Source organism: Mesorhizobium sp. CA5 (assembly GCF_020165105.1).
Classification (GTDB): domain Bacteria; phylum Pseudomonadota; class Alphaproteobacteria; order Rhizobiales; family Rhizobiaceae; genus Mesorhizobium.
Window position 1 is genome coordinate 88,960 of sequence record NZ_JAIUHJ010000018.1, and the last position, 25,274, is coordinate 114,233.

The 25,274-nt window shown below is 63.8% G+C and carries 23 protein-coding genes; 11 read left to right on the forward strand and 12 right to left on the reverse strand.

What is annotated here, in order from left to right; genetic code table 11:
- Positions 1 to 148: 148 nt before the first annotated feature.
- Genes LB529_RS22030 through LB529_RS22050 form a run of 5 tightly spaced genes read right to left on the reverse strand, consistent with a single transcriptional unit; the run spans position 149 to position 5,387 of the window.
- Complete coding sequence (locus tag LB529_RS22030) at positions 149 to 973, reverse strand: dipeptide ABC transporter ATP-binding protein (protein WP_224712337.1); 825 nt, start codon at positions 971 to 973, stop codon at positions 149 to 151.
- Entirely contained in the window at positions 970 to 1,821 is an 852-nt protein-coding gene (locus tag LB529_RS22035) for an ABC transporter ATP-binding protein (protein WP_095766041.1), read from the reverse strand. The genes LB529_RS22030 and LB529_RS22035 overlap by 4 nt, the downstream gene beginning before the upstream one ends.
- Positions 1,821 to 2,729, reverse strand: a complete 909-nt coding sequence (locus LB529_RS22040) for an ABC transporter permease subunit (RefSeq protein ID WP_140843856.1) — start codon at positions 2,727 to 2,729, stop codon at positions 1,821 to 1,823. Before LB529_RS22040 ends, LB529_RS22035 begins: the two co-directional genes overlap by 1 nt.
- Positions 2,730 to 3,737: an ABC transporter permease subunit gene (locus LB529_RS22045; protein ID WP_095766207.1), complete on the reverse strand. Its 1,008-nt coding sequence runs from the start codon at positions 3,735 to 3,737 to the stop codon at positions 2,730 to 2,732.
- 51 nt (positions 3,738 to 3,788) lie between these two features.
- Positions 3,789 to 5,387 (reverse strand): ABC transporter substrate-binding protein, encoded by a 1,599-nt coding sequence (locus LB529_RS22050; RefSeq protein ID WP_095766043.1) that lies wholly within the window; start codon positions 5,385 to 5,387, stop codon positions 3,789 to 3,791.
- Between the two features lie 457 nt (positions 5,388 to 5,844).
- Here LB529_RS22050 and LB529_RS22055 point away from each other — a divergent pair, with 457 nt between their 5' ends.
- From LB529_RS22055 to LB529_RS22080, 6 genes are all read left to right on the forward strand, one after another.
- Positions 5,845 to 7,806: a long-chain fatty acid--CoA ligase gene (locus LB529_RS22055; protein ID WP_224712338.1), complete on the forward strand. Its 1,962-nt coding sequence runs from the start codon at positions 5,845 to 5,847 to the stop codon at positions 7,804 to 7,806.
- Between the two features lie 71 nt (positions 7,807 to 7,877).
- Entirely contained in the window at positions 7,878 to 8,504 is a 627-nt protein-coding gene (locus tag LB529_RS22060) for a class I SAM-dependent methyltransferase (protein ID WP_224603395.1), read from the forward strand.
- Positions 8,505 to 8,665: 161 nt separating this feature from the next.
- The gene (locus tag LB529_RS22065) at positions 8,666 to 9,544 is read left to right on the forward strand and encodes an alpha/beta fold hydrolase (RefSeq protein ID WP_224712339.1); all 879 of its coding nucleotides are present in this window, start codon (positions 8,666 to 8,668) and stop codon (positions 9,542 to 9,544) included.
- A gap of 40 nt (positions 9,545 to 9,584) precedes the next feature.
- Positions 9,585 to 9,911 (forward strand): hypothetical protein, encoded by a 327-nt coding sequence (locus tag LB529_RS22070; RefSeq protein ID WP_224602708.1) that lies wholly within the window; start codon positions 9,585 to 9,587, stop codon positions 9,909 to 9,911.
- 10 nt (positions 9,912 to 9,921) lie between these two features.
- A complete protein-coding gene (locus tag LB529_RS22075) occupies positions 9,922 to 10,818 on the forward strand; it encodes a DMT family transporter (RefSeq protein ID WP_224712340.1) in 897 nt (298 codons plus the stop codon).
- A gap of 12 nt (positions 10,819 to 10,830) precedes the next feature.
- A complete protein-coding gene (locus LB529_RS22080) occupies positions 10,831 to 11,385 on the forward strand; it encodes a CGNR zinc finger domain-containing protein (RefSeq protein ID WP_224712341.1) in 555 nt (184 codons plus the stop codon).
- A gap of 25 nt (positions 11,386 to 11,410) precedes the next feature.
- Here the strand turns inward: LB529_RS22080 and LB529_RS22085 are convergent, their stop codons facing one another.
- Both LB529_RS22085 and pgi read right to left on the reverse strand, forming a co-directional pair.
- Positions 11,411 to 12,136: an HAD family hydrolase gene (locus tag LB529_RS22085; RefSeq protein ID WP_140724452.1), complete on the reverse strand. Its 726-nt coding sequence runs from the start codon at positions 12,134 to 12,136 to the stop codon at positions 11,411 to 11,413.
- A 6-nt stretch (positions 12,137 to 12,142) separates the two neighbouring features.
- Complete coding sequence (pgi, locus tag LB529_RS22090) at positions 12,143 to 13,786, reverse strand: glucose-6-phosphate isomerase (protein ID WP_224712342.1); 1,644 nt, start codon at positions 13,784 to 13,786, stop codon at positions 12,143 to 12,145.
- 405 nt (positions 13,787 to 14,191) lie between these two features.
- On the opposite strand from pgi, the gene LB529_RS22095 reads away from it, so the two are divergent.
- Together LB529_RS22095 and LB529_RS22100 are read left to right on the forward strand one after the other, a co-directional pair.
- Positions 14,192 to 15,685 (forward strand): PLP-dependent aminotransferase family protein, encoded by a 1,494-nt coding sequence (locus LB529_RS22095; protein WP_095766049.1) that lies wholly within the window; start codon positions 14,192 to 14,194, stop codon positions 15,683 to 15,685.
- A 221-nt stretch (positions 15,686 to 15,906) separates the two neighbouring features.
- On the forward strand, positions 15,907 to 17,496 hold the full coding sequence (locus tag LB529_RS22100; RefSeq protein WP_140843876.1) for a trimethylamine methyltransferase family protein: 1,590 nt from the start codon (positions 15,907 to 15,909) through the stop codon (positions 17,494 to 17,496).
- Positions 17,497 to 17,671: 175 nt separating this feature from the next.
- On the opposite strand, the gene LB529_RS22105 is transcribed toward LB529_RS22100, so the two are convergent.
- Positions 17,672 to 18,070: a hypothetical protein gene (locus tag LB529_RS22105; protein ID WP_224545163.1), complete on the reverse strand. Its 399-nt coding sequence runs from the start codon at positions 18,068 to 18,070 to the stop codon at positions 17,672 to 17,674.
- Positions 18,071 to 18,200: 130 nt separating this feature from the next.
- Positions 18,201 to 20,006, reverse strand: coding sequence for an IlvD/Edd family dehydratase (locus LB529_RS22110; RefSeq protein WP_224712343.1), 1,806 nt, complete (start codon positions 20,004 to 20,006; stop codon positions 18,201 to 18,203).
- A gap of 150 nt (positions 20,007 to 20,156) precedes the next feature.
- On the opposite strand from LB529_RS22110, the gene LB529_RS22115 reads away from it, so the two are divergent.
- Positions 20,157 to 20,606, forward strand: a complete 450-nt coding sequence (locus tag LB529_RS22115; protein WP_224712344.1) for an SRPBCC family protein — start codon at positions 20,157 to 20,159, stop codon at positions 20,604 to 20,606.
- An 18-nt stretch (positions 20,607 to 20,624) separates the two neighbouring features.
- Here LB529_RS22115 and LB529_RS22120 read toward each other — a convergent pair whose 3' ends face one another.
- The gene (locus LB529_RS22120) at positions 20,625 to 21,812 is read right to left on the reverse strand and encodes an Mrp/NBP35 family ATP-binding protein (RefSeq protein WP_224712357.1); all 1,188 of its coding nucleotides are present in this window, start codon (positions 21,810 to 21,812) and stop codon (positions 20,625 to 20,627) included.
- Positions 21,813 to 22,018: 206 nt separating this feature from the next.
- On the opposite strand from LB529_RS22120, the gene LB529_RS22125 reads away from it, so the two are divergent.
- On the forward strand, positions 22,019 to 22,396 hold the full coding sequence (locus LB529_RS22125) for a VOC family protein (RefSeq protein WP_140843884.1): 378 nt from the start codon (positions 22,019 to 22,021) through the stop codon (positions 22,394 to 22,396).
- A 29-nt stretch (positions 22,397 to 22,425) separates the two neighbouring features.
- On the opposite strand, the gene LB529_RS22130 is transcribed toward LB529_RS22125, so the two are convergent.
- Together LB529_RS22130 and LB529_RS22135 are read right to left on the reverse strand one after the other, a co-directional pair.
- The gene (locus LB529_RS22130; RefSeq protein ID WP_140843886.1) at positions 22,426 to 23,430 is read right to left on the reverse strand and encodes an inorganic phosphate transporter; all 1,005 of its coding nucleotides are present in this window, start codon (positions 23,428 to 23,430) and stop codon (positions 22,426 to 22,428) included.
- 3 nt (positions 23,431 to 23,433) lie between these two features.
- Positions 23,434 to 24,075, reverse strand: a complete 642-nt coding sequence (locus LB529_RS22135; RefSeq protein WP_095766211.1) for a DUF47 domain-containing protein — start codon at positions 24,073 to 24,075, stop codon at positions 23,434 to 23,436.
- A 158-nt stretch (positions 24,076 to 24,233) separates the two neighbouring features.
- Between LB529_RS22135 and LB529_RS22140 the strand changes: the two genes are divergently transcribed.
- Positions 24,234 to 25,133, forward strand: coding sequence for a LysR family transcriptional regulator (locus LB529_RS22140; RefSeq protein WP_095766056.1), 900 nt, complete (start codon positions 24,234 to 24,236; stop codon positions 25,131 to 25,133).
- Positions 25,134 to 25,274: the final 141 nt, after the last annotated feature.

Sequence of the window (25,274 nt, forward strand, 5' to 3'; positions counted from 1 at the left end):
ACCCGAGGATCCATGCCGTGACGTGAGAGCGCCGCTCACGGTGCAGAAATTCTACTCCGCTGCATTCTTCGGCTGAGGTACCGGCATGGATTCTAGGGTCTTCGCGCCGCTTCGCGGCGCTCCGCCCTAGAATGACGAAGCAGGAGGCCTACGCCGCCTTCTTCGCCAGCCGCGCCTTGATGCTGGCGATGTCGGCGCGCGGCGTCGCGGCGAAGAGCGTCTTGGTGTAGGCGTGCTTGGGGTCGGAGAAGACCTCGTCGCGCGGGCCGTATTCGACGGCTTCGCCGAAATACATGACCATCACGTCGTCGGCGATATAGCGGACCACCGAGAGGTCGTGGCTGATGAAGACATAGGTCAGCTGGAATTCGTCCTGCAGGTCGGCAAGCAGGTTGAGCACCTGCGCCTGCACGGAGAGGTCGAGCGCCGAGACCGGCTCGTCCAGAACCAGCAGGCTCGGGTTCAGCATCAGCGCCCGGGCAATGGCGATGCGCTGGCGCTGGCCGCCCGAGAACATATGCGGATAGCGGTTGTAGTGCTCGGGTCCGAGACCGACCTTCTTCAGCATCTTCATCGACAGGTCGCGCCGCTCTTCGGCAGGCTTGTCGGTGTTGATGAGCAACGGCTCGCCCAGCACATCGCCGATCTTCTGGCGGGGATTGAGCGAGCCATAAGGATTCTGGAACACGATCTGCACCTTGCGGCGCATTTCCTTGGTGAGCCCGTCCCTGGCGATATCGACCTTGTTGCCGTCGATGAAGAGCTCGCCTGAGGTGGCCGGATCGATCAGCGTGATGATGCGGGCGAGCGTGGACTTGCCGCAGCCGCTCTCGCCGACGACGGCAAGCGTCTTGCCCTTCTCGACGCTGAAGGACACGCCCTTCACCGCATGGACGGTGCGCGCGCCGCGGAACAAGCCGCCGCCGACATTGTAGTCGCGCTTGATGTCCTTGCCTTCGACGACCTTGGTCATGCGCCGGCTCCTGAAGGTGCGGGCTCGAACAGCATGTCGGAGACGGTCGGCAGCCGGTCGCCGACGGCGTTCTCCGGCAGCGCCGAGAGCAGCGCGCGCGTATAGTTGCTCTTCGGCGATTCAAAGAGCGACAGCACGTCGGCCTCTTCCATCTTGCGGCCCTTGTACTGGACGATGACGCGGTCGGCGGTTTCGGCAACCACGCCCATATTGTGGGTGATCATGATCAGGCCCATGCCGTATTTGGCCTGCAGCGAGACCAGCAGGTCGAGGATCTGCTTCTGGATGGTGACGTCGAGCGCGGTGGTCGGCTCGTCGGCGATCAACAGCTTCGGATTGCAGGCGATCGCCATGGCGATCATGACGCGCTGGCACTGGCCGCCCGACATCTGGTGCGGGAAGGAATTCAGCCGCTCCTCCGGTTCCGGAATGCCGACCTGCTTGAAAAGCTCGATGGCGCGCGCCCGGCGCTCGGCCTTGTCCATGCCCATATGGAAACGCAGCACTTCCTCGATCTGGAAGCCGACGGTGAAGCAGGGATTGAGGCTGGCGACCGGCTCCTGGAAGATCATGGCAATGTCCTTGCCGATGATCTTACGGCGGTCGGCCGGGTCAATCTTCAACAGATCGCGGCCGTTGAAAGCCATGCGGTCGGCGGTGACGGTCGCCGTCCATGGAAGCAGGCCCATCACGGCCAGCATCGACACCGACTTGCCGGAGCCGGATTCGCCGACGATGGCGAGCACCTCGCGCTCGTCGACATGGAGCGAGACGCCGTCGACGGCGCGGAACGGACCGGACGCGGTCTGGAATTCGACGACGAGGTTCTGGATGTCGAGCAGCGCCATCACGACCTCCTGAGCTTGGGATCGAGGGCATCGCGCAGGCCGTCGCCGACAAGGTTGATGGCAAGCACGGTGATGAGGATGGCGAGACCCGGGAAGGTCACCACCCACCAGGCGCGCAGGATGAATTCGCGCGCTGTGGCAAGCATGGTGCCCCACTCCGGCGTCGGCGGCTGGGCGCCGAGGCCAAGGAAGCCGAGCGCGGCGGCTTCCAGGATGGCGTTGGAGAAGGACAGCGTGCCCTGCACGATGAGCGGCGCCAGGCAGTTGGGCAGGATGGTCGCGAGCATCAGCCGCAGATGGCCGGCGCCAGCGACCTTCGCCGCCACGACATATTCGCGGCTCTTCTCGGCCATCACGGCGGCACGCACCAGGCGGGCGAAATGCGGCTGCAGGACCAATGCGATCGCCAGCATGGCGTTGAACAGGCCCGGGCCGAGGATGGTGACAAGCACCAGCGCCAGGAGCAGCGACGGAAAGGCCAGGATCAGGTCCATGACGCGCATGATCGCAACGTCGACCCAGCCGCGGAAATAGCCCGCCAGCAGGCCGAGCGTGATGCCGCCGGTGAGCGCCAGCGTGACCACCACCGCGCCGATCAGCAGCGAGAAGCGCGCGCCGTAGAGCAGGCGCGAGAGGATGTCGCGGCCGACCGGATCGGTGCCGAGCAGATATTGCGTGCTGCCACCGGCCTGCCAGGCCGGTGGCCTGAGAAACGCGGTCTTGTCCTGGACGTCGGGTGCATAAGGCGCGAGCAGCGGCGCGAAAAGCGCGGCGAGCACCAAAAGGATGAAGACGAACAGGCCGATCACGGCGCCGCGGTTCACCGAGAAATAGTGCCAGAAGGTCTTGAGGCCTGTGAGCCGATCCGGGCTGCCGGCGGCCATCGGGGCGATTTCGGTCTGGGTCATTTATGCCGCCCTGATGCGTGGGTTGATGACGGCATAGAGCACATCGACGATGAGGTTCACCGCCATGACGATGAGCGCGATCAAAAGCAGACCCGACTGCACGACGACATAGTCGCGCTTGAAGATGGAATCGACCATCCACTTGCCGATGCCTGGCCAGGCGAAGATGGTCTCGGTGAGGATGGCGCCCGCAAGCAGCGTGCCGACCTGCAGGCCGATGGTGGTGACGACCGGGATAAGCGCGTTGCGAAGCGCATGCACGCCGATGACGCGCGCTGCCGAAAGGCCCTTGGCGCGCGCGGTGCGGACATAGTCCTCGCCCAGCACCTCGAGCATGGCCGAGCGCGTCTGGCGCGCGATCACTGCCAGCGGAATGGTGCCGAGCACGATCGCCGGCAGGACGAGATGGCTAAGCGCGGAGCGGAATGCATCCCACTTGCCATAGAGGAGGCTGTCGACGGTCATGAAGCCGGTGATCGGCTTGAAAAAGAACTGCAGGCCGATGCGGCCCGAGACCGGCGTCCAGCCGAGATAGCCCGAGAAGAAGATGATGAGCAGCAGGCCCCACCAGAAGATCGGCATAGAGTAACCGACAAGGGCCGTGCCCATCAGCGACTGGTCGAACCATGAGCCGCGCTTGACGGCGGCAAAAATGCCGGCGGGAATGCCGATCACCATGGCGAAGACCATGGCGAAGAAGGACAGTTCCAGCGTCGCCGGGAAGAGCGTCTTGAACTCCTCGAGGACCGGGCGCTTGGACGAGATGGAAACGCCGAAATCGCCGGTGGCGACCTCACCGACATAGCGTGCATACTGCTCCCAGATCGGCAGATTGTAGCCGAACTGTTGCTTGAGCTCTTCGTAGCGGGCGGGGGCGACGCCATGCTCGCCGGCCATGGCGAGGATCGGATCGCCCGGCAGCAGCCGGACAAAGGCGAAGGCACAGATGGTGATGCCGACCAGGGTCGGAATCAGGAGGGCGATTTTGTTGAGAAGATATCGGAGCATCATCAAATGGAACGGGGCGGCGCTGGAAGTTGCGCCGCCCCGTTCGCAATATTACTCGGACTTGTCAACGCCGTCGAAACGGTGAATGCCGAGCGGGTCCATCTTGAAGCCGGTGACATTATTGCGAACGACCGCGTAAACCTGGCTGTGAGCGAGCAGGAAAGCGGGCGCTTGCTTGGCGAAGATCACCTGCGCCTGCTCATAGAGCTTGGTGCGCTCGGCCTGGTCGCTGGTCTTTTTGGCCTTCTGGATCAGGTCCTCGAAATCCTTGTCGCACCAGCTGGAGTAGTTCGAGACGCCGATGGCGGAGCAGGCGAAGAGAGTGGCGAAGAAATTGTCCGGATCGCCATTGTCGCCGGTCCAGCCGATCTGGAAGGCGCCGGGACGGTCCTTCTTCTTGCCTTCCTCGCGATACTTCGTCCACTCGTAGTTGACGATGTTCGCCTTGACGCCGACCTTGGCCCAGTCGGCCTGGATCAGCTCAGCCGCGCGCTGGAAGTTCGGGTTGTAGGGACGAACGCGATCGGCAGCCCAGAGCTGGATTTCCTTCAAGCCGGCATCGGCGAGAACCTTCTTGGCCGCTTCCGGATTGTAGGTATCGGTCTTCACGTCCTTGTTCCACGACCACATGGTCGGCGGGATGAGGTTCTCGGCGGGCGTCGCGCCGGCATCCTGGAACAGCGACTTTATCAGGGCCTCCCGGTCGATTGCCTGGTTGAGCGCATGGCGCACTTCCGGCTTGTCGAGCGGCGGGATCGTGGTGTTGTAGCTCATATAGCCGATGTTCAGGCCGGCCTGATCCATCAGCGTCACGTCCTTGTTGGTCTTGATGGTGGCGATGTCGGCCGGGTTCGGATAGGGCGCGACGTCGCATTCGCCGGCGAGCACCTTCTGGATGCGGGCGGTCGCGTCAGGCGTGATGGCGAAGACGAGATCGTCGATTTTTTCCTTGCCCTTGAAGTAGTCGGGATTGGCAGCATAGCGGATGACCGAATCCAGCTGGTAGTCGACGAACTGGAACGGGCCGGTGCCGACCGGCTTGGTCGAGAAGTCGGCCATCTTGCCGTCCTTCTGGAGCTGGTCGGCATATTCCTTCGACACGATCGAGGCGAAATCCATGCCGAGATTGGCCAGCATCGGCGCGTTCGGCTCGGTCAGCGTCAGTTTGACGGTGAGGTCATCGACCTTCTCCCACTTGGCGACGTATTTCGGCATGTCCATGCCGGTGTAATAGTCCCAGGTGAGGTTCGGCAGATACTTGTCGCCGTTCCACGGGTTCTGCTTGTTGAACTGGCGATCGAAGGAGAAGACGACGTCATCGGCGTTGAGGTCGCGCGTCGGCTTGAAATAGTCGGTGGTCTGGAACTTCACGCCCGGATGCAGATGGAAAGTATAGACCAGGCCATCGTCAGAGATTTCCCACTTGTCTGCCAGGCCGGGCTCGATCTCGGTGCCACCATGCTTGAATTCGACCAGGCGGGAATAGACGGTGCGCGAAGACGCATCGAAGTCGTTGCCGCCGGTCGTCGTACCCGGATCGAAATTGGCCGGCGACGCTTCCGAGCAATAAACGAGCGTCTTAGCACTGGCCATGCCGCTGAGGACGCTTGCAGCCAGCAACGCGGCTGCAAAAGTCATTGTCTTTTTCATTGACCACTCCCTGATGTTCTCTCAAGCCCCTCTATCAGGCTCGCGAAGGGCGCATATAAGCACCGTTTCTTCGCCTTTGGAACACCTCGTTTGCGTACCCCATGGGAAGCAGGAAAAGAATCTAGCGTTTGCTCAAACCGCAGAAAAAATGAGTAGTTTTTTCTGCTCACAACATTATTAACGACGGCATTTTTTTATTGATCGCCCACCTGTTAAAACGAGCCGACAGGCCCCGACTGCCGGAGATCTGCCCGCCGCCGGACATGCTGCGGAAGTGTCCGGATCATCAGATTTCGACGGCAAATCTTTCCCCACCCTGCCGCTGGGGCAAGGCTTGCACCGTCGCCGATAGAGGCAATACATAGACTATGGGCGGGATTTCCCGAAAATCCGCGACGGCGTGGAGGACGCTTCCCTGGAAGCGGGCGCCGAGATTGAAGGCGACAGGGAGAGACAGGTGGCAAAAGCAGCCAAGACGACAGCCCCGGGGAATGCAAAGGCCAAGGGCGCCGCCGCAAGCGATGCGCCCAAGACCGCCAAGGCCGCAGCCACAGCGAAGGCGAAGACGACTGCAAAGTCAGCCCTAAAGCCGGCCGCTGCCAAGCCCGCAGCGGCAAAGGCCGGAAAAGCGACCGCGAAGTCGACCGCCGCCGTGCCCGCCGCGAAGATGGCGCCAGCGACGGGCAACGCGAAGCCTGCCTCGAAGAGCCTGCCGAAGGCGATCACCGAGCTCACCGTCGGCCTGCCGGAAAAGCCATGGCTGAAAAGCTATCCCAAGAACATGCCGGCCGAGATCGGCGCCCTGCCCTACAAGTCCATCGGCGAGTTCCTCGTTGGCGCCTGCAAGCAATTCGCCGGGCGGCCGGCTTTCGTATGCATGGGCAAGTCGATCACCTATGCCGAGGTCGAACGGCTGTCGTCCGCGTTCGGCGCCTATCTGCAGGCGAGAGGCCTGGAGAAGGGCGCGCGCGTGGCGCTGATGATGCCGAACGTGCTGCAATATCCGGTGGCGATGATGGGCATACTGCGCGCCGGCTATACGGTGGTGAACGTGAACCCGCTCTACACGCCGCGCGAGCTGGAACACCAGCTGAAGGATTCCGGCGCGCAGGCGATCGTCATCCTCGAGAACTTCGCCGGCACGCTGCAGGCGGTGATCGCCAGGACGCCGGTGAAGCATGTCATCGTCGCCGCCATGGGCGACATGCTGGGCGGACTCAAGGGCGCCATCGTAAACCTCGTGGTGCGACGGGTTAAGAAGATGGTTCCGGCATGGTCGCTGCCTGGCCATGTCAAATTCAACGCCGTGCTCAAGACCGGAGCGAGCATCGCCTTCAAGCCCCCCACGGTCTCTGGCGACGACATCGCCTTCCTGCAATATACGGGCGGCACCACCGGCGTCTCGAAGGGTGCGGTGCTGCTGCATCGCAACGTGCTTTCGAACGTCGCGCAGAATTCGCTATGGGTAGAGGACGCCTATACGGTCAAGCCGAAGCCGGCGCATCTCAACTTCATCTGCGCGCTGCCGCTCTATCACATCTTCGCGCTGACGGTGAACGCGCTGATGGGCATGCAGCAGGGCGCGCAGAACGTGCTGATCCCCAACCCGCGCGACATCCGGGGCTTCGTCAAGGAACTGGCGAAATACCCGATGCACATCTTCCCCGGCCTCAACACGCTGTTCAACGCGCTGCTCAACAATGAGGAGTTCCGCAAGCTGGACTTCAAGCCGCTGATCCTGACGCTGGGCGGCGGCATGGCGGTGCAGAAGGGCGTGGCGGAGCGCTGGAAGGCGCTGACCGGCTGTCCGGTGAGCGAAGGCTACGGGCTCTCCGAAACCTCGCCGGTGGCGACCGCCAACAAGTTCAGCTCGGCCGATTTCACCGGCACGATCGGCCTGCCGCTGCCTTCGACCGAGATCGCCATTCGGGACGACGACGGCAACAACGTGCCGCTCGGCGAAGTGGGCGAGATCTGCATCCGCGGCCCCCAGGTTATGGCCGGCTACTGGAACCGGCCCGACGAGACCGCCAAGGCAATGACCAAGGACGGCTTCTTCAAATCCGGCGACATGGGCTTCATGGACGAGCGCGGCTACACCAAGATCGTCGACCGCAAGAAGGACATGATCCTGGTCTCCGGCTTCAACGTTTATCCCAACGAACTGGAAGAGGTGGTGGCGCATCACCCCGGCGTGCTCGAAGTGGCGGCCATCGGCGTGCCGGACGAGCATTCCGGCGAGGTGCCTAAATTGTTCGTGGTGAAGAAGGATCCGGCGCTCACCGTCGAGACGTTGATGGCCTATTGCCGCGAGAACCTGACCGGCTACAAGCGGCCGAGATTCATCGAATTCCGCACCGAGTTGCCGAAGACACCGGTCGGCAAGATCCTGCGGCGGGCGCTGCGGGACCAGGTTTGAGCGATTATTCCGCCGGCAAGGCATGGGAGCGAGGCAAGCGGCTCGATCCGGCGGATTTCATCAAGGCGAACATGCGGCTGGCACCGGTACCGTCAGTGCCGGAGGTCCGACTCTACCAGGCGCATCCCGGCAGCGGACTGCGGCGGCTGCTCGAACCGGAAGACGAGAGCGACGGAAGCCGGCCTGACCCACAGCCGCCCTACTGGGCCTATGCGTGGGCCGGCGGCACCGTGCTGGCACGCTATATCCTCGACCGTCCGTCGATCGTAGCCGGCAAACGCGTGCTCGACCTCGGCGCCGGCTCGGGGCTGGTCGGCATCGCTGCGGCAAAAGCCGGCGCGAGCGCAGTGATCGCAGCGGAGATCGACCGCAACGGCATCGTGGCGCTCCGCCTCAATGCGCAAGCCAACGGCGTCGCCATCCAGACACGCGACGAGGACCTCACCGACGGCCCCCCGCCGGTGGTCGACCTGGTTCTCGCCGGCGACGTCTTTTACGCGCAGGATGTCGGGCAACGGATGATCCCGTTCCTCGACCGCTGCCTAGCCGCCGGCATCGATGTGCTGGTCGGCGATCCCGGCCGCGCCTGGCTGCCCAGACCACGGCTTTGCCTGCTCGGCGAATATCACGTGCCGGATGTCGGCGGAAACGGCGGCAGCGAACCCAGGCCCAGCGCGGTGTTCGCCTTTGTCCGATAAAAGAGTGGCTGAGGAGCCCAGCAATCGCCCTCGCCTCACCTCGGGCGCCACCGGTCACACAGCACTTTCTTGTTCATGGTTCCGAGAGCAAAGCTCGGAACAGGGACCAGCTAAACCCGTTTTACCAGTTCTAACGGACTGAACGAAGAGACGGAGCAGTCATGGAAATCCACGACACAAATCACCGTCGATCAAAGATCGGCGGCCACACGATATTTCTGCGGGAAGCAGGACCGCCCGATGCTCCCGTCCTTCTTTTGCCGCATGGCTACCCGTGCTCGTCTTACCAGTTCAGACGCCTGATGCCGGGCTTGGCCGACCGCTGGCGAACAGTAGCATTCGACTGGCCTGGATTCGGCTACAGCGACACACCGGACCCCGCCGAGTTCGACTATGATTTCAACGCCTATGCCGGCGTTCTCGCTGACGTTGCCGATGCGCTGCATTTGGAGCGTTATGCGCTCTGGCTCCACGATTACGGTTCTCAGATCGGCCTCCGTCACGCGATAGCGCATCCCGACAGGATCGCGGCGCTGATCATCCAGAACGGCGACATCTACGAGGACGTGCTCGGGCCGAAATACGAGACGATCAAAGCCTGGTGGGCGGATAAATCGGTCGAGAGACACCGTCCACTCGAGGAGGCGGTGAGCGAGGAGGGATTCCGCGAGGAGTTCATCGGCGAGGTCTCCGAGGACGTCGCCAGCCGCGTCCCTCCGGATCTGTGGAAGCTGCATTGGCCGCTCATGAACACACCGATCCGGAAGGCGGTGTCGATCCGGCTGATGGAAAAGCTCGAGCAGAACATCGAATGGTTCCCGCGATACCAATCCTATCTGCGCGAGCACCGTCCGCCGACGCTGATCGTCTGGGGACCGCAGGACGGCTACATGCCCGAGCAGTCGGCGCTCGCCTATCGGCGCGACCTCCCGGATGCAGAACTGCACATCCTCGACGAGGCCGGCCATTGGCTGTTGGAAACACATTTCGAGGAAGCCCTGCGGCTGGTGCGCGACTTCCTCTCGCGAACGCTGCCGTAAGCACGGCTCTCCGCCACATCCAGAACCCAAGGAGACGAACATGGCGACGAAACCAACCATCGCACGCATCTGGCGCGGCCGCACCCGTCGCGACGTCGCGAACAGCTACGAAACCTATTTGAAGGCAGAAGGCATTCCTCCGCTTCAGCGGGTTGCGCTCGGCGTCCAGCTCTTTCGCGAGGACCGGGAAGAGGAGACCTGGTTCACGACCATCTCCTACTGGCCCGATATCGAGGCGATGACCGCTTTCACCAAGGGCGACCCGATCAAAGTCCACCATCTGGACCGCGACGCCGAATTTCTGATCGAACTGCCCGAGCGCATCGAGATCCATCGCATCCTCGTCGACGACCAGGATCTGCGCTGACGTTGCCGTCATGAGCAACCTCGCCCTGTTCGGGCTCATGGCGCTGATCTGGGGGCTGACCTGGGCGGCAGTCAAGATCGGCCTGGAGGCCGGCATTCCCCCGATCCTTCTGGCGGGGCTGCGCTATCTGCTGACCGCGGGAATCCTGGCATTTTGGACACAGGGAGCCTTATCGGCCTTCGCGGAAGGCCGGTCGATGCGAGTCATCATATCGGCCCTGCTGACGAATGCCGGAACCTACGGACTGCTGTTCTGGGGCATGCAAACGGTCCCGTCCGGCCTATCCGGCTTGGTCAATCTCGCGCTGGTTCCGGTGCTTCTGTTTGGCTTGGCAGTCCTGCTCAGAGAAGAGCGGCCCACTTGGCGGCACGGCCTGGCGCTGGCGCTCGGCTGCACAGGTCTCCTTGGCCTCTTCTGGACGCGTCTTGTCGAGCAGGAATCCGGAAACGGATTGGGCCTTGCCGCTATCGTGGCCGGCACGGCGTGCTACTGCGCGGGGAGCGTCATTGCGCGGCCGCTGATCGGCCCGATCAAGCCCCTGACGCTCACCGCGATCCACGCCGTTCTCGGCGGCGCGGCGCTGATCGTCGTCTCGTTCCTTCTGGGCGAGGTTTCGGCGACGCTGCCAGGAAAAATCGACGTCGCTCCGGCTGCGGCAAGCCTGTTGTTCCTCTCCCTCCTCGGAACCATCGTAGCCTACACGATCTATCTGCGTCTGCTTGAACAATGGGGCACCGCCCGCGCCGGGCTCTATGCCTTCATCTCGCCCATCGTTGCACTGGCCGTAGGCGTTTGGCTGTTCGGCGAAAAGGTCGGAGCGGCCGAGATTGGCGGCGCCGCACTGTTGTTGGTAGCCGCAGGATTGGCGTTGTTTGGGCGCGACCGCCCCAACGCAGCGAGGAAATGAAAGCCGTCGCCAATGTCATTTCCCCATCGTATCGCCGGCAATCTGGCTCTTGACCTCGCCAACACCATCAGTCGGCGCGGCACCGACCGGGAAATCGACCATCTCGCGACGGCGGCGGACATCCTGGCGTGGTCAAGGCAAACGGGCCTGATCGACGATGATTTCGCCCTTCCTTCGGCCGACCACAAAGCTTTGGTCAAAGACGTTCTCGCCCTTCGCCGCGCCGTAAACGACGCCGGCGCGGCAATAGCTCATGGCGACGAACCTCCCACTGCCGCGCTCGATACCATCAGAAAATACGCGGCCGAAGCGCTCAGAACCGCCGCGCTCGCTGGATCGCCGGTGTCGTTGCATTTCCGAGGCGCCAATCGCATCACCGCGGCAATCGCGTGGTCGGCTCTCGACCTGCTTCGCGGCGACGAACTATCGCGTCTCAAACAATGCCCGCCGCATGACTGCCGCTGGCTTTTCATAGATCGCACGAAGAACGGTTCGCGACGGTGGTGCGAGATGAACAGCTGCGGCAATCGGGCCAAGAAGCAGTCGCATCGGAGAATGGCTGATTGAGGCGTCTTCCTGGGACGCGCCCGGTCTAACCCGCCGGCACGTTCACCCGCGCAGTCAGAAAATCCGGCAGGTCGGCGACCGAGTCCAGAACGACGTCCGCCATCGGCGCCAGCGAGTCGCGCGTGCCGGTGCCGGAGAGCACGCCCACCGCCAGGCCGCAGCCGCCGGCGCGCGCCATCTCCAGGTCATGGCGGTTGTCGCCGACCATGGCGATCTCGCCGGGCTTCAACCCGGTCAAGTCGCAGAAAGCGACGACCGTGTCGGGCGCCGGCTTGGAGTTGGCAACGGCGTCATAGCCGAAGGCGGCATCGAAGAGCTGCGCGATGCCCAGCGTAGCCAGCGTCTTTTCGGCGCCGCTGGTCGAATCGTTGGTGGCGACGCCCATGCGATAGGATCGTTTGTGCAAGGCCCGCAACGAGTCGACGACGCCCGGCAGCGCGACCGCCATGGCCGAACCTTGCGCCGAGGTGATCTCGTTGAAGCGGGAAACGGCGTGCATCTGATCTTCCTCGGACAGGCGCGGAAACCAGAGCTCGACGACATCCATGTTCGAGCCGGAGGCGAAGATCGAATCCGGCTTGAAGCGTTTCGTGACGAAGTCGAAGCCGGCAGCGGCGAGCAACCGATCGGCTTTCCAGCGATCGCCCTCGGCGGCATCCATCGCCATGAAGTCGGCGACGCCGAGCCAGGTTGCGTTGAAGTCGACAAGCGTGCCGTCCTTGTCGAACAATATTCCCTTGATATCCGCCAATCCCGTTTACTCCGCGCCGCGCAATTGGTGGATATGTCCCACCAGCCCGGCAGTCGAGGCGTCGCGTTTTGCGGCAGTCTCCTTGCCTTCCACGACAGGCAGCAGGCCTGTCGCCAGTTCCTTGCCGAGCTCGACGCCCCATTGGTCGAAGGAATTGATGTTGAACAGCGTGCCTTCGACGAAGACGCGGTGCTCGTAAAGCGCGATGAGCCGGCCGAGCGTGCGCGGGTCGAGCTTTCTGTAGAGAATGGTCAGCGAGGGGCGATCGCCCGAGAAGACGCGGTGCGGCGCGATGCGGTCGACGTCGGCCGGCTTCATGCCCTTGGCCAGCATCTGCGCGCGCGCCTCTTCCAGCGTGCGCCCCTTCATGAGAGCCTCCGACTGCGCCAGGCAGTTGGCGAGCAAAAGATCATGCTGGTGTTTCAATTCGGGCTCGTGACCGACGGCGGCGGCGAGGAATTCGACCGGAATGAAGTCGGTGCCCTGATGCAGGAGCTGGAAGAAGGCATGCTGGCCGTTGGTGCCGGGCTCGCCCCAGACCAGCGGGCCGGTCGGCGTGGGGACCGCAGTGCCGTCCAGCGTGACGCTCTTGCCGTTCGATTCCATGTCGAGCTGCTGCAGATAGGCCGGCAGGCGCGACAGGCGCTGGTCGTAAGGGATGACGGCGCGGGCCGGATATTTGCAGACGACGCGATGCCACCAGCCGATCAGCCCCAGAAGCACCGGAAGGTTCTTTTGCATCGGCGCCGAGCGGAAATGCTCGTCCATCTCATGCGCGCCGTCGAGGAAGGCGCGGAAGTTGCGCGGGCCGACGGAAATCATAACCGGCAGGCCGATGGCGCTCCAGACCGAATAGCGGCCGCCGACCCAGTCCCAGAAGCCGAAGACACGGTCCTGCTCGATGCCGAACTTCGCCACAAGGTCGAGGGCTGTCGAGACGGCGGCGAAATGCTTGCCGACCGCTTCCTTGCCCAATGCCTTCTGAACCCAATCGCGCGCGGTCTGCGCATTCGTCATCGTCTCGACCGTGGTGAAGGTCTTGGAGGCAATGATGAACAGGGTCGTCTCGGCAGACAGGCCCTTCAGCGTGTCGTGGATATGGGCGCCGTCGACATTGGAGACATAATGCGCGCGCGGTCCGTCATGATAGGGCGCGAGCGCCAGCGTCACCATCGCCGGGCCGAGGTCCGAGCCGCCGATGCCGATGTTGACGATGTCGGTGATCTTCTTGCCGGTGGCGCCGGCCGCCTTGCCGGAGCGGATGGCGTCGGCGAAGGCGCCCATGGAGTCGAGCACGGCGATCACATCGGCCTTGGTGTCCTGGCCGTCGACGATCACGCTCTTGCCGGTCAGGTTGCGCAGCGCGGTGTGCAGCACAGCGCGGTTCTCGGTGATGTTGATCTTCTTGCCCTCGAACATGGCGGCGCGGCGCCCCGCGAGATCGGCGGCGGCGGCGAGCTTTTCCAGCATCGTCATCGTATTTGCGTCGACCGCGCATTTCGACCAGTCGAGCAGAAGGTCCCCATCAGTGGCGGAGAATGTCTCGAAGCGCTTGGGATCGGCGGCGAAGGCCTCGCGCATTGTGCCCCTGGCCGCCGCACGCTGCTCACGTAGAGCGGTGACCTGCTTGTCGAAGGCTGACTGATCCACTGGCGGGCTCCTGGCGGGTTTTTAGACCATTTTAACAGGCCGGATGTTTCCGGCGCGTGTCGGCGCGTCATTCTATCGAGCCGATTTCCATTTCGTTCAAGCGCGGCTTTGCCGCACCGCATTCACGCTTTGATGAGAGGCGGTGTTGGATGGTGAGGTGCGGGAATTCGCGGCGAGGCGCTGGGCGGAGGGCGACGATGCTGTCGCATCGCGCCTTGGGACAGTGCCGCGAAGATGCTGCGCATCGCGCCTGAACGCGGCGACGACGCTTCGCGTCGCGCTTGATAGATCACTGGCATAAATCCCAGCGATCAGAAAAATTGATTGGCGCAACCCCTTATGCCACCCATACACTCCACTGGTCCAGCCAAGTGAAAACAGCTGGCCGTCCGAGGAAGATTTCCCATGCCACAGCGCAATGACACGGCCATATGGTCCGGCCTGTTCCGGATTTCGGCTGAATCCGGCCAAACCCTCCAGGCGCAGATCCGCCAGGCGATCGTCGCGGCCATTCTCGACCGACAGATCGCCGCCTCGATGCCGTTGCCGTCGTGCCGAATTCTTGCGGAAAAACTCGGGGTTGCCCGCGGCACAGTGGTGCTCGCCTTCCAGCAGCTGGTCGACCAGGGCTTCCTGGTGGCGCGCGAACGGCGCGGCCATTTCGTTAATCCGGACGTGCTGGCCACTCCCGCCAAGCCGCACCAGAAAGCGCCTGACCAGCAGAACGAGATCGACTGGAAGGCGCGCCGGCAGATCGCCGCGAGCGACATGCCGCCGCCGGCCAAGCACGACAACTGGATCAAGTCCTCCTATCCCTTCGTCTACGGCCAGTTCGATCCGGCGCTGTTTCCGACCGCCGAATGGCGCGAGTGCAACCGCATGGCGCTGGCGGTGCTCGAGATCCGCAACTGGGCGTCCGACATGGTGGATCGCGACGATCCGCTGCTGATCGAACAGATCCAGGCCAGGCTTCTGCCGCGGCGCGGTATCTTCGCCAATCCGGACGAGATCATCGTGACGCTGGGCGCGCAGAACGCGCTTTACATGCTTGCATCGCTGCTAATGACCAAGGGCTCGAAGGTGGCCATGGAAGACCCGGGCTATCCCGACGCCCGCTCGATCTTCCGGCTGGCCGGCGCCGATATCCAGCCGGTTCCGGTCGACCAGTCGGGCATCGTGACCTCGGCGATCCCCAGCGATTCCGGCTTCGTCTTCGTCACGCCCAGCCACCACTGCCCGACCATGGTGCCATTGTCGGCCGAGCGGCGGCAGGATCTCCTGGCGCGCGCCAACCGCAACAATCAGATCATCATCGAGGATGGCTATGACAGCCAGTTGCTCGACGAGGCGCCGCAGCAGGCGCTGAAGAGCCTCGATCGTTCCGGCCGCGTGATCTATGTCGGCTCGATGTCGAAGACGCTGGCTCCAGGTCTCAGGCTTGGCTACATCGTGGCCTCGGCCGGGCTGATCGCCGAGCTTCGCGCGCTGCGCCGCTTCATGCTCAGGCACCCGCCGGCGAACAACCAGCGCGCCGTTGCGCTGTTCCTGTCGCTCGGACATCACGAGGCGCTGGTGCGCAGGCTTTCCACCGCCTTCGACGAACGGCGCAAGCGTCTGGTCCATGCGATTTCCGCCTTCTTGCCAGAGTGGCGTTCGACCGACTCGGCGGGCGGCACATCGCTGTGGCTGGAAGGGCCGCGCGGCACTGATTCACGCGGCCTTGCGGAAGCGGCCGCTTCGCGCAGCGTCATCATCGAACCCGGCGACCGGTTCTTCGATCGCAGCGAAAAGCCCTCTCGTTTCATGCGCTTGGGCATCTCCTCGATCTCGCTGCAGCATATCGAGCCGGGCATCCGCGAACTTGCCACCGCCGCCGGGCGCAGGCCCGCCGCCGCCTGATCGCCACGGACCTCCTGAAAAAGAGCCGGCACCGCGCCGGCTCTTTTTGTTTGGGCGCATGTTTGCCGCTTTAGCACTCTGGCATATTCGACGGGATTGCTTGGCCCATAGGCTGTGCCAATGCCGGCGGCATAGTCGGAGCCAGAAGGGGACGAGGCAGCCGATGGTGGACCAACCGCCGCGTTCGCCGCGCAGAAAAAGACAAAAGGTGGAGTGCTTCCATGTCAGTGGCTCTCGAGAAGCAGGAATCGTCGTCGGACCAGCGTTCGCGGCGTTCCGGCGGGCGCGAAGCGCGCCGCGCGATGCGGGCAGCGCCCTTGGCCGACGACATCCGTCCGGTGCGGCCGGGGCTTGAAGGCGGCAGCTATGGCCCATTGAGCCAGAACGACCGCGAGCGCATCCACGAAGCGGTGCTGACGCTGCTGGAAACGGTCGGCTTCGCCAATGCCATACCGTCCTGCATCGAGGCGCTGACCCGGGTCGGCGCCACCCACGGCGATGACGGCCGCGTTCGGCTGCCGCGCGCCTTGGTGCTGGACACGATCAAAAAGGCGGCGCGCAACTTCACCCTCCATGGCCAGGATCCGAAGCACGACATGCTGATCCAGGGCAAACGCGTGCATTACGGCACGGCGGGCGCGGCGGTGCATCTGGTCGATGTCGAGAAGCGCGAATATCGCGAATCGCTGCTGCAGGACCTCTACGACGCCGCCCGTCTGGTCGATGGGTTGGACAACATCCACTTCTTCCAGCGCACCATGGTGCCGCGCGACATTCCCGACCCGCTCGATATGGATTTCAACACGCTCTATGCCTGCGTGATGGGGACGTCCAAGCATGTCGGCACCTCGTTCACCGTGCGCGAGAACGTCAAGCCAGCGCTGGAAATGCTTTATGCAATCGCCGGCGGGGAGGAGAATTTCCGGGCGCGGCCGTTCGTGTCGAACTCGAACTGCTTCGTCGTGCCGCCGATGAAGTTCGCCGAGGACGCCTGCGGCGTGCTGGAGGCCTGCGTCGAAGGCGGCATTCCGATCCTGCTTCTGTCGGCCGGCCAGGCCGGCGCCACCGCACCTGCCGCCATTGCCGGCGCCGTCGTGCAAGCGGTCGCGGAAGTGCTGATGGGCCTGGTCTATGTCAATGCCGTCAAGCCTGGACATCCGGCGATCTTCGGCACTTGGCCGTTCGTCTCCGATCTTAGGACCGGCGCCATGTCCGGCGGCTCGGCGGAGCAAGCAGTGTTGACCGCGGCCTGCGCCCAGATGGCGCAATATTATGACCTGCCCGGGGGCTCGGCCGCCGGCATGTCGGACTCGAAGCTGCCTGACATCCAGGCCGGCTACGAGAAGGGCATCACCAATGTCATGGCGGGCTTGTCCGGCCTGAACCTGGTCTATGAATCGGCCGGCATGCATGCCTCGCTGCTCGGCTTCTGCCTCGAAAGCCTGATCATCGACAACGATATGCTCGGACATTGCCTGCGCTGCGTGCGCGGCATCGAGGTGACCGACGATGCGCTGTCGATCGATACCATCGCCGATGTCTGCCTCAAGGGCCCCGGCCATTATCTCGGCAACGATCAGACGCTGAAGCTGATGCAGACGGAATATTTCTATCCCGCCGTCGGCGACCGTTTCTCGCCCAAGGAATGGAACGAAAAGGGCCGGCCCGACATCCTGTCGCGGGCGATCGCGGAGAAGAAGCGCGTGCTTGCCGAGCGCTTCCCGCGCCATGTCTCGCGCCTGCTGGACGACAAATTGCGCGCCCGCTTCGGCGAGATGATCAAATTGCCGCGCAGCAAGATGGGCGGCTAATATTCAGGTGAGGCCGGCCTGCAAACGATGCCTTCCTGCGCTTCCGCCTTCGCCGGCCGAAGCACTCATGGGCGGCGGCGCGGAAGTTAAGGCTACGGCCGGCGTAGGCCGGTTCTCGGAACCCGCCATTTTCGACTCGGCCTGACCGAAATCTCAACGCATCCTGTTCGTTTGATCATTCCGCGCTCAGCGCATAGCGCTCGACGACCTCGGCGTTGATCAGCTTAGCGTGCAGCGTCATCAGCACGATCTGCGCGTCGAAACTGTCGCCGGCCTCCAGCGCCGCCTCGATGCGGCGCTCGACCTGCAATGTCGGCTCGCGGCCGTTGGCCTGCTCGAACACATGGCGCCCGGCGACGCAATAGCCGCAGAGCTGCGCCACGGATGCATAGGCGTCCGCCGGCGGCTCGTCGGGCCAGCGGTCGTTCATCAGGTTGACGATGGTGAGTTTCACGCCCTCTGGTACCAGCGCCGGATGCAGGTCGGCCGCACGCAACGCGTCGTCGAGCTGGCGCAGATCGCCGGAGCGGCCGAACATGCCGAGGAAGCCGAGGGAAGAGCGCCGTTTCGCCACGATGATCTGTCCCTTCGTGAGCTGCCGAGGTCGAGCTTATCTGTGGGTTCCTTGGAGATGAAACAAGGGCAACAGAAAAGGGCGGCCCGCCGTCGGCAAGCCGCCCTTTTGATTGGCCGAATATATAGGCTTAGTGATTGTCGCGCGGCACGCCGCTGGTATGGGCGACGTCCTGGTATTTCACCGCCGGTTTCAGCACCATGCCGGCCGAGAACTGGTCGACTATGCCGCGCTGGATCTCCTGCCATGGCGTCTGGTGCTGGGGATAGTGATAGCCGCCATTGGCCTGCAGCGCGGCGCGCCGCTTGGCGATCTCCTCGTCGCTGACGAGGATATTGGCCGTGGCCTTTTTCAGGTCGATGCGGACGCGGTCGCCGCTCTTGAGCAGCGCCAACCCGCCTCCGATCGCAGCTTCAGGCGAGGCATTGAGGATCGACGGGGAGCCCGACGTGCCGGACTGGCGGCCGTCACCGATGCAGGCAAGGGCGTGGATGCCCTTCTTGATCAGGTAGGCCGGCGGCTGCATGTTGACCACCTCGGCGCCGCCCGGATAGCCGACCGGACCGGCGCCGCGCATGAACAGGATCGTGTGCTCGTCGATACCCTGCGCCGGATCGTCGATGCGGGCGTGGTAATCCTCCGGCCCGTCGAAGACCATGGCGTTGCCCTCGAAGGCCTCCGGGTCGTTCGGGTTGGAGAGGTAGCGCTCACGGAATTCGGGCGAGATGCCGCTGGTCTTCATGATGGCGGAATCGAACAGGTTGCCCTTGAGGTTGATGAAGCCGGCATTGGCCTTGAGCGGCTTGTCGGCGCTGCGGATGACGTCGTGATTCTCGTTGACGGCATCCCGGCAATTGTCGCCCATCGACCTGCCGTTGGCGGTGACGGCATCGGGATGCGGCAGCAGGCCGCCCTTCATCAATTCGGCGACGACTGCCGGCACGCCGCCGGCATGGTGATAGTCCTCGCCGAGATACTCGCCCGTCGGCTGCAGGTTGACCAGCAGCGGGATATCGAGGCCGATCTTCTGCCAGTCGTCATTGTCGAGCGGCACGCCGAGATGGCGGGCGATGGCGTTGAGGTGGATCGGCGCGTTGGTCGAGCCGCCGATGGCCGAGTTGACGACGATGGCGTTCTCGAACGCCTCGCGGGTCATGATATCGGACGGCTTCAGGTCCTCATGCACCATCTCGACGATGCGCTTGCCCGTCTCGTAGGAAATCTGGCCGCGCTCGCGATACGGGGCCGGGATGGCGGCAGAGCCCGGCAGTTGCATGCCGAGCGCCTCGGCCAGCGAATTCATCGTGGTAGCCGTGCCCATGGTGTTGCAATAGCCGGTCGACGGCGCCGAGGAGGCGACGATGTCCATGAACTCGTCATAGTCGATCTCGCCGGCAGACAGCCGCTGGCGCGATTCCCAGACGATGGTGCCCGAACCGGTGCGCTTGCCCTTGTGCCAGCCATTGAGCATCGGGCCGACCGAAAGCGCGATCGCCGGGATGTTGACGGTGGCCGCCGCCATCAGCAAGGCAGGCGTCGTCTTGTCGCAGCCGATGGTCAGCACCACGCCGTCGAGCGGATAGCCGTAGAGCACTTCGACCAGACTGAGATAGGCAAGGTTGCGGTCGAGCGCGGCCGTGGGGCGCTTGCCGGTCTCCTGGATCGGATGGCAGGGGAACTCGAAGGGGATGCCGCCCATCGAGACGATGCCCTCGCGCACGCGCTTGGCAAGCTCGAGGTGATGCCGGTTGCAGGGCGAAAGGTCGGAACCGGTCTGCGCGATGCCGATCAGCGGCTTGCCCGACATCAGCTCGGCGCGCGTAAGGCCGTAATTGAGGTAGCGTTCGAGATAGAGCGCCGTCATGCCCGGATTGTCGGGATTGTCGAACCACTCCTGCGAGCGAAATTTCTTCTTCTTGGTGGGGGCGCCTGCCATGGTGGTCTCCGTATTTGTATGACAAATCGATAGGACAATGCGTCCATGCAGGCAAGAGGCAGACGCTGCCGGAACCCGGACTTTGGTGCGATAGACTTGTTTCGGGCCGCGCGCTACGACCAACCGGCATCAGCAATGCGGGAGGTCTTGATGGCTTTGGTGATCGAAGGCGAGGAGCGGATCGCCGCACCCATCGGGAAAGTGTGGGAAGCCCTTAACGACCCGGAGATCCTGAAGGTGGCGATTCCCGGCTGCCTGAGCCTCGAGAAGAATTCGGACACCGCCATGGCTGCGACCGTGGTGCTCAAGATCGGCCCGATCAAGGCGACCTTCAACGGCGAAGTCACGCTGAAAAACCTCAAGCCACCGCATTCCTACACCATCCAGGGCGAAGGCAAGGGCGGCGTTGCCGGTTTCGCCAAGGGCGGCGCCGACGTGACGCTGACCGCCGACGGGGTAGACTCGACAGTGCTCAAATACGCCGCCAAGGCCGAGGTCGGCGGCAAGATCGCGCAACTCGGCAGCCGGCTGATCCAATCGACATCGAAGAAATTGGCAGGGCAGTTCTTCTCGACGTTCGGCGAGAAGGTCGGCGCCTGACACTCAAAGGAAAGGGCGTTATTCGAACACGATGCTCGGCACGGCGGCTTCAGCGGCGCCGCGCTCTTCCTGGACCCTTTCCCAGACCTTGCTGGCGATATCGCGGTAGATCTTTGCCTCCGCGCCCTCCGGCTTGGAGGCGACGACCGGGGCGCCGGCGTCCGAGCTTTCGCGGATGCCCATCTCAAGCGGCACCTCGCCGAGGAAGGTGACGCCGAGGCGCTCGGCCTCGCGGCGCGCGCCGCCATGGCCGAAAATGTCGTAGCGCTTGCCGGTGTCGGGAGCGAGGAAGTAGCTCATATTCTCGACGATGCCGAGCAGCGGCACGTCGACCTTCTTGAACATGTTGAGGCCCTTGCGGGCGTCGATCAGCGCCAGATCCTGCGGCGTAGAGACGATGACAGCGCCGGCGAGCGGCACCTGCTGGGCCATGGTGAGCTGGGCATCGCCGGTGCCGGGCGGCATGTCGACCACCAGCACGTCGAGCGGACCCCATTCGACCTCGCGCAGCATTTGCGTCAGCGCCGACATCACCATCGGGCCGCGCCAGATCATCGGCGTCTCCTCATCGACGAGGAAGCCCATCGACATCACCTTGAGACCGTAATTCTGCATCGGCTTCAGCACCTTGCCGTCGACGGTCTGCGGCCGGCCGTGGATGTTGAGCAGCCTGGGCATGGACGGGCCGTAGATATCGGCATCGAGCACGCCGACCTTCAGCCCGTTGGCAGCAAGGCCGAGCGCCAGGTTGACGGCGGTGGTCGACTTGCCGACGCCGCCCTTGCCGGAGGCGACGGCGATGATGGCGTCGATGCCGGGCACGCCGCGCCTGCCATGGCTCTGCGAGGCGGGCGCATGCGGCGCAGGGCGCTGCGGCGCCGGCTGCGGAGTCGGCCGCTGCGGTGCAGCCTGCGAAGGTTGACGCGGCGGAACCGGCGCTTCCATGCCGCCGCCCTTTTTCTCCGCCGTCAGCGCGACGACCGCGCTGGCGACGCCGGGGATAGCCTTCACCGCGCGCTCGGCCGCGGCACGCAGCGGCTCCAGCTCCTGGGCGCGGGCGGCGGGCACGGTGATCGAGAAGAAGACCTTGGAATCGGCGATGAAAATCTCGGAAACCATGCCGAGATCGACGATGTTGCCGGTGAAGTCCGGCCCGTTCACCGTCTTCAGGCGCTCGATGACGGATTCCTTGGTAACGGTCATGATCTTTCCTCGGCGTTTGGCGTCCAGATAGTGCAGTTTGCCGGCAGAACCAAGCCGTGGCGCAACGGCTCGCCCGGCGTGCCCCGGAAAGCGACGGATGGTGTCGGCTTTGGCCATGGCCGTTGCGCAGGTTCGGGCCCGGTCATAGCCAAACGGTGCGCCCGCGCTATCTCCATCGCCATCACGACAACCGGGGAAGGAAGACGGTCATGCTTGAAAACAGCAATGTGACAGCCAATCTCGCGGTGAAGGACATCGCCAAGGCAAGGGCGTTCTACGAGGGCACGCTGGGCCTCAGCCAAGTGGACGACATGGATGGCGAGCTGATCGTCTACAAAAGCGGTGACACGCTCCTCAATGTCTATCGCTCGCAATTCGCCGGCACCAACAAGGCGACGGCCGCAACCTGGGCGGTCGGCGACCGGATCGAGACGATCGTCAAATCGCTGCGGTCGAAGGGCATAACCTTCGAGCACTATGATATGCCCGGCCTGTCGCTCGAAGGCGACATCCATGTCGGCTCGGGCATGAAGGTGGCCTGGTTCAAGGATCCCGACGGCAACATCCTGAACCTGGTGGGCAAATAGCGCCCACTCTCAGGCGGGGCCGGAACCCGTCATCCGGCCAGCCTTGTGGCGAGATAGGTCAACGCCGAAATCGCCGCCGTCGCCGGCAAGGTGATCACCCAGGCGACGACGATATTGCCGGCGATGCCCCAGCGCACGGCGGAGACGCGGCGGGCGGCACCCACGCCGATGATGGCGCCCGTGATGGTATGCGTCGTCGAAACCGGGACACCGAGCCAGGTGGCGGCGAAAAGCGTTACGGCGCCGCCGGTCTCGGCGCAAAAACCCTGCATCGGATTCAGCCGCGTGATCTTCGATCCCATGGTGTGGACGATGCGCCAGCCGCCGAGCAGCGTGCCCAACGCCAGTGCCGACTGACAGGTGAGCACCACCCACAGCGGCACATGGAAAGTCGGGCCGAGCGCGCCCTGCGAAAAGAGCAGCACGGCGATGATGCCCATGGTCTTCTGCGCGTCGTTGCCGCCATGTCCCAGCGAATAGAGCGAGGCGGAAAAGAACTGCAGCACGCGAAAGCTGTTGTCGACCGCGAATGGCGTCTGGCGCACGAACAGCCAGGAGACGATGAGTACCAGGACGAGCGCCAGCACGAATCCCGTCGCCGGTGAGAGCACGATGGCCGCGACAGTCTTGCCGAGCCCCGACCAAACGATGGCGCCCAGGCCTGCCTTGGCGACGCCGGCGCCGACCAGCCCGCCGATCAGCGCGTGCGAGCTGCTCGACGGAATGCCGGCGACCCAGGTGACGATATTCCAGACGATGGCGCCGACGAGTGCGGCAAAAATCACCGCCGGCGTGACGATGCTGGCGTCGATGATGCCTTTTCCCACCGTCTCAGCGACATGCAGGCCGAAGAACAGGAAGGCGATGAAATTGAAGAAAGCCGCCCACAGCACCGCGTAATGCGGCCTGAGCACCCGGGTGGAGACGATGGTCGCGATCGAGTTGGCGGCATCGTGCAGGCCGTTGAGGAAATCGAAGAACAGCGCCACGGCAACGAGGCCGACCAGCAGGGGAAAGGCGATCGTGGCGTCCATCGCCTAAACGTTCTCGATGACGATGCCGCTGATCTCGTTGGCGACATCCTCGAAACGGTCGACCACCTTCTCCAGCTGGCCATAAATCTCCGAACCGATCAGATAGGCCATGGCGTCGCTGCGGCCGTGACGCTTGAACAGATCCTTGAGGCCATGCTCGTGCAGATCGTCGGCGCGGCCCTCGACGCGCATGACCTCCTCGGCGATGGCGTTGAGGCGCGCTGCGTTGGCGCCGACCTTGCCGAGCAGCGGGATCGCCTCGGCGACCAACCGGGCGGCCTGGACGATGACGCCGCCCATTTCCCGCATCAGCGGATCGAATTCCCTCACTTCGAACAGTTTCACCGTCTTGACGGTCTTGTGCATCATGTCGATGGCGTCATCCATCGACTGGATCAGATCCTTGATGTCGCCGCGGTCGAAGGGTGTGATGAAGGAGCGCCTGACGGCAAGCAGGACCTCGGCGGTGATGCCGTCAGCCTCGTTCTCGAGATCGATGATTTTTTGGCACCAGCGGTCGATGTCCTTGCCCTGGAGAAGCTGCTCAAGGGCTTCGGCGCCGCCGACCACGGTGCGCGAATGCCGCTCGAACAGGTCGAAGAAGCGATCCTCGCGCGGCAACAGCTTGCGAAACCAACCCAGCATGTCGTCCCTCCCTGCTTCCACCTATCTCACATAACGCCACGCGCAGCGCGGGAAAACAGATAGCCGGCTCAAAAATGTGGACGAGGCCGATTGCGCATGCGTCTTGCGAAGCAGGGCGATTTCCCCGACCTTGGGCAAACCGCGGCGGATCGGACGGCATGATCGACAAACTGGAATTCTTCATCGCTCTCGCCAAGGAGGAGCATTTCGGCCGGGCCGCAGAAGTGTGCGGCGTCACCCAACCGACCTTATCGGCCGGCATCAAGCAGCTCGAGGAACAGCTCGGCGTCATGCTGGTGCTGCGCGGCTCGCGCTTCCAGGGCCTGACGCCGGAGGGCACGCAGGTGCTGGGCTGGGCGCGCCGCATCGTCGGCGACTCCCGCACGATGCGCGAGGAGATGCGGGCGGCGCGCCACGGCCTGTCCGGGCGCATCCGCATCGCCGCGATCCCGACGGCGCTCGCCATGGTGGCGCGGCTGACGACGCCATTCCGCGAAAAGCATCCGGGCGTCACCTTCTCGGTGCTGTCGCGCACATCCATCGAAGTGCTGTCGCTGCTCGGCAATTTCGATGTCGATGCCGGCATCACCTATCTCGACAACGAGCCGCTCGGGCGCGTGACCAGCGTGCCGCTCTATGACGAGCGCTATCAGCTGATCACGGCGGTTGGGAACCCCTATTCCGACCGCGACAAAGTGTCGTGGGCCGAGATCAGCCAGCTGCCGCTCTGTCTGCTGACGCCGGATATGCAGAACCGGCGCATCATCGACCAGCATCTGGCGGAAGCCGGCGTGCAGGTGCGGCCGACGCTGGAATCGAATTCGATGATCGTGCTGTTCTCGCATATCCGCACAGGCAAATGGTCATCGATCATGCCGCTCAACCTTGCGGAAACGTTCGGCTTTTCCGAGCCCATCCGGGCCATCCCGATCGTCGAGCCGGACGCCAGCCACACGGTCGGGCTGGTGGCGGCGCCGCGCGAGCCGCACACGCCGCTGGTGCAGGCGCTTCTGGGAGAGGCGATGGCGCTGGCGGACGATTTCCGCGCCCACCGCTAGGTTAGACAATGCGAGCCGCCGGATCTTGATAGAAAATTTCTATCGAACGACGAAAGCGCTTTATTGATTTCGGAGGTTTCCTCTGATTTCGTAAGGACTTAGCGATAATGCGCCCTATGCATGTCGTTGCCCCGAAACCGC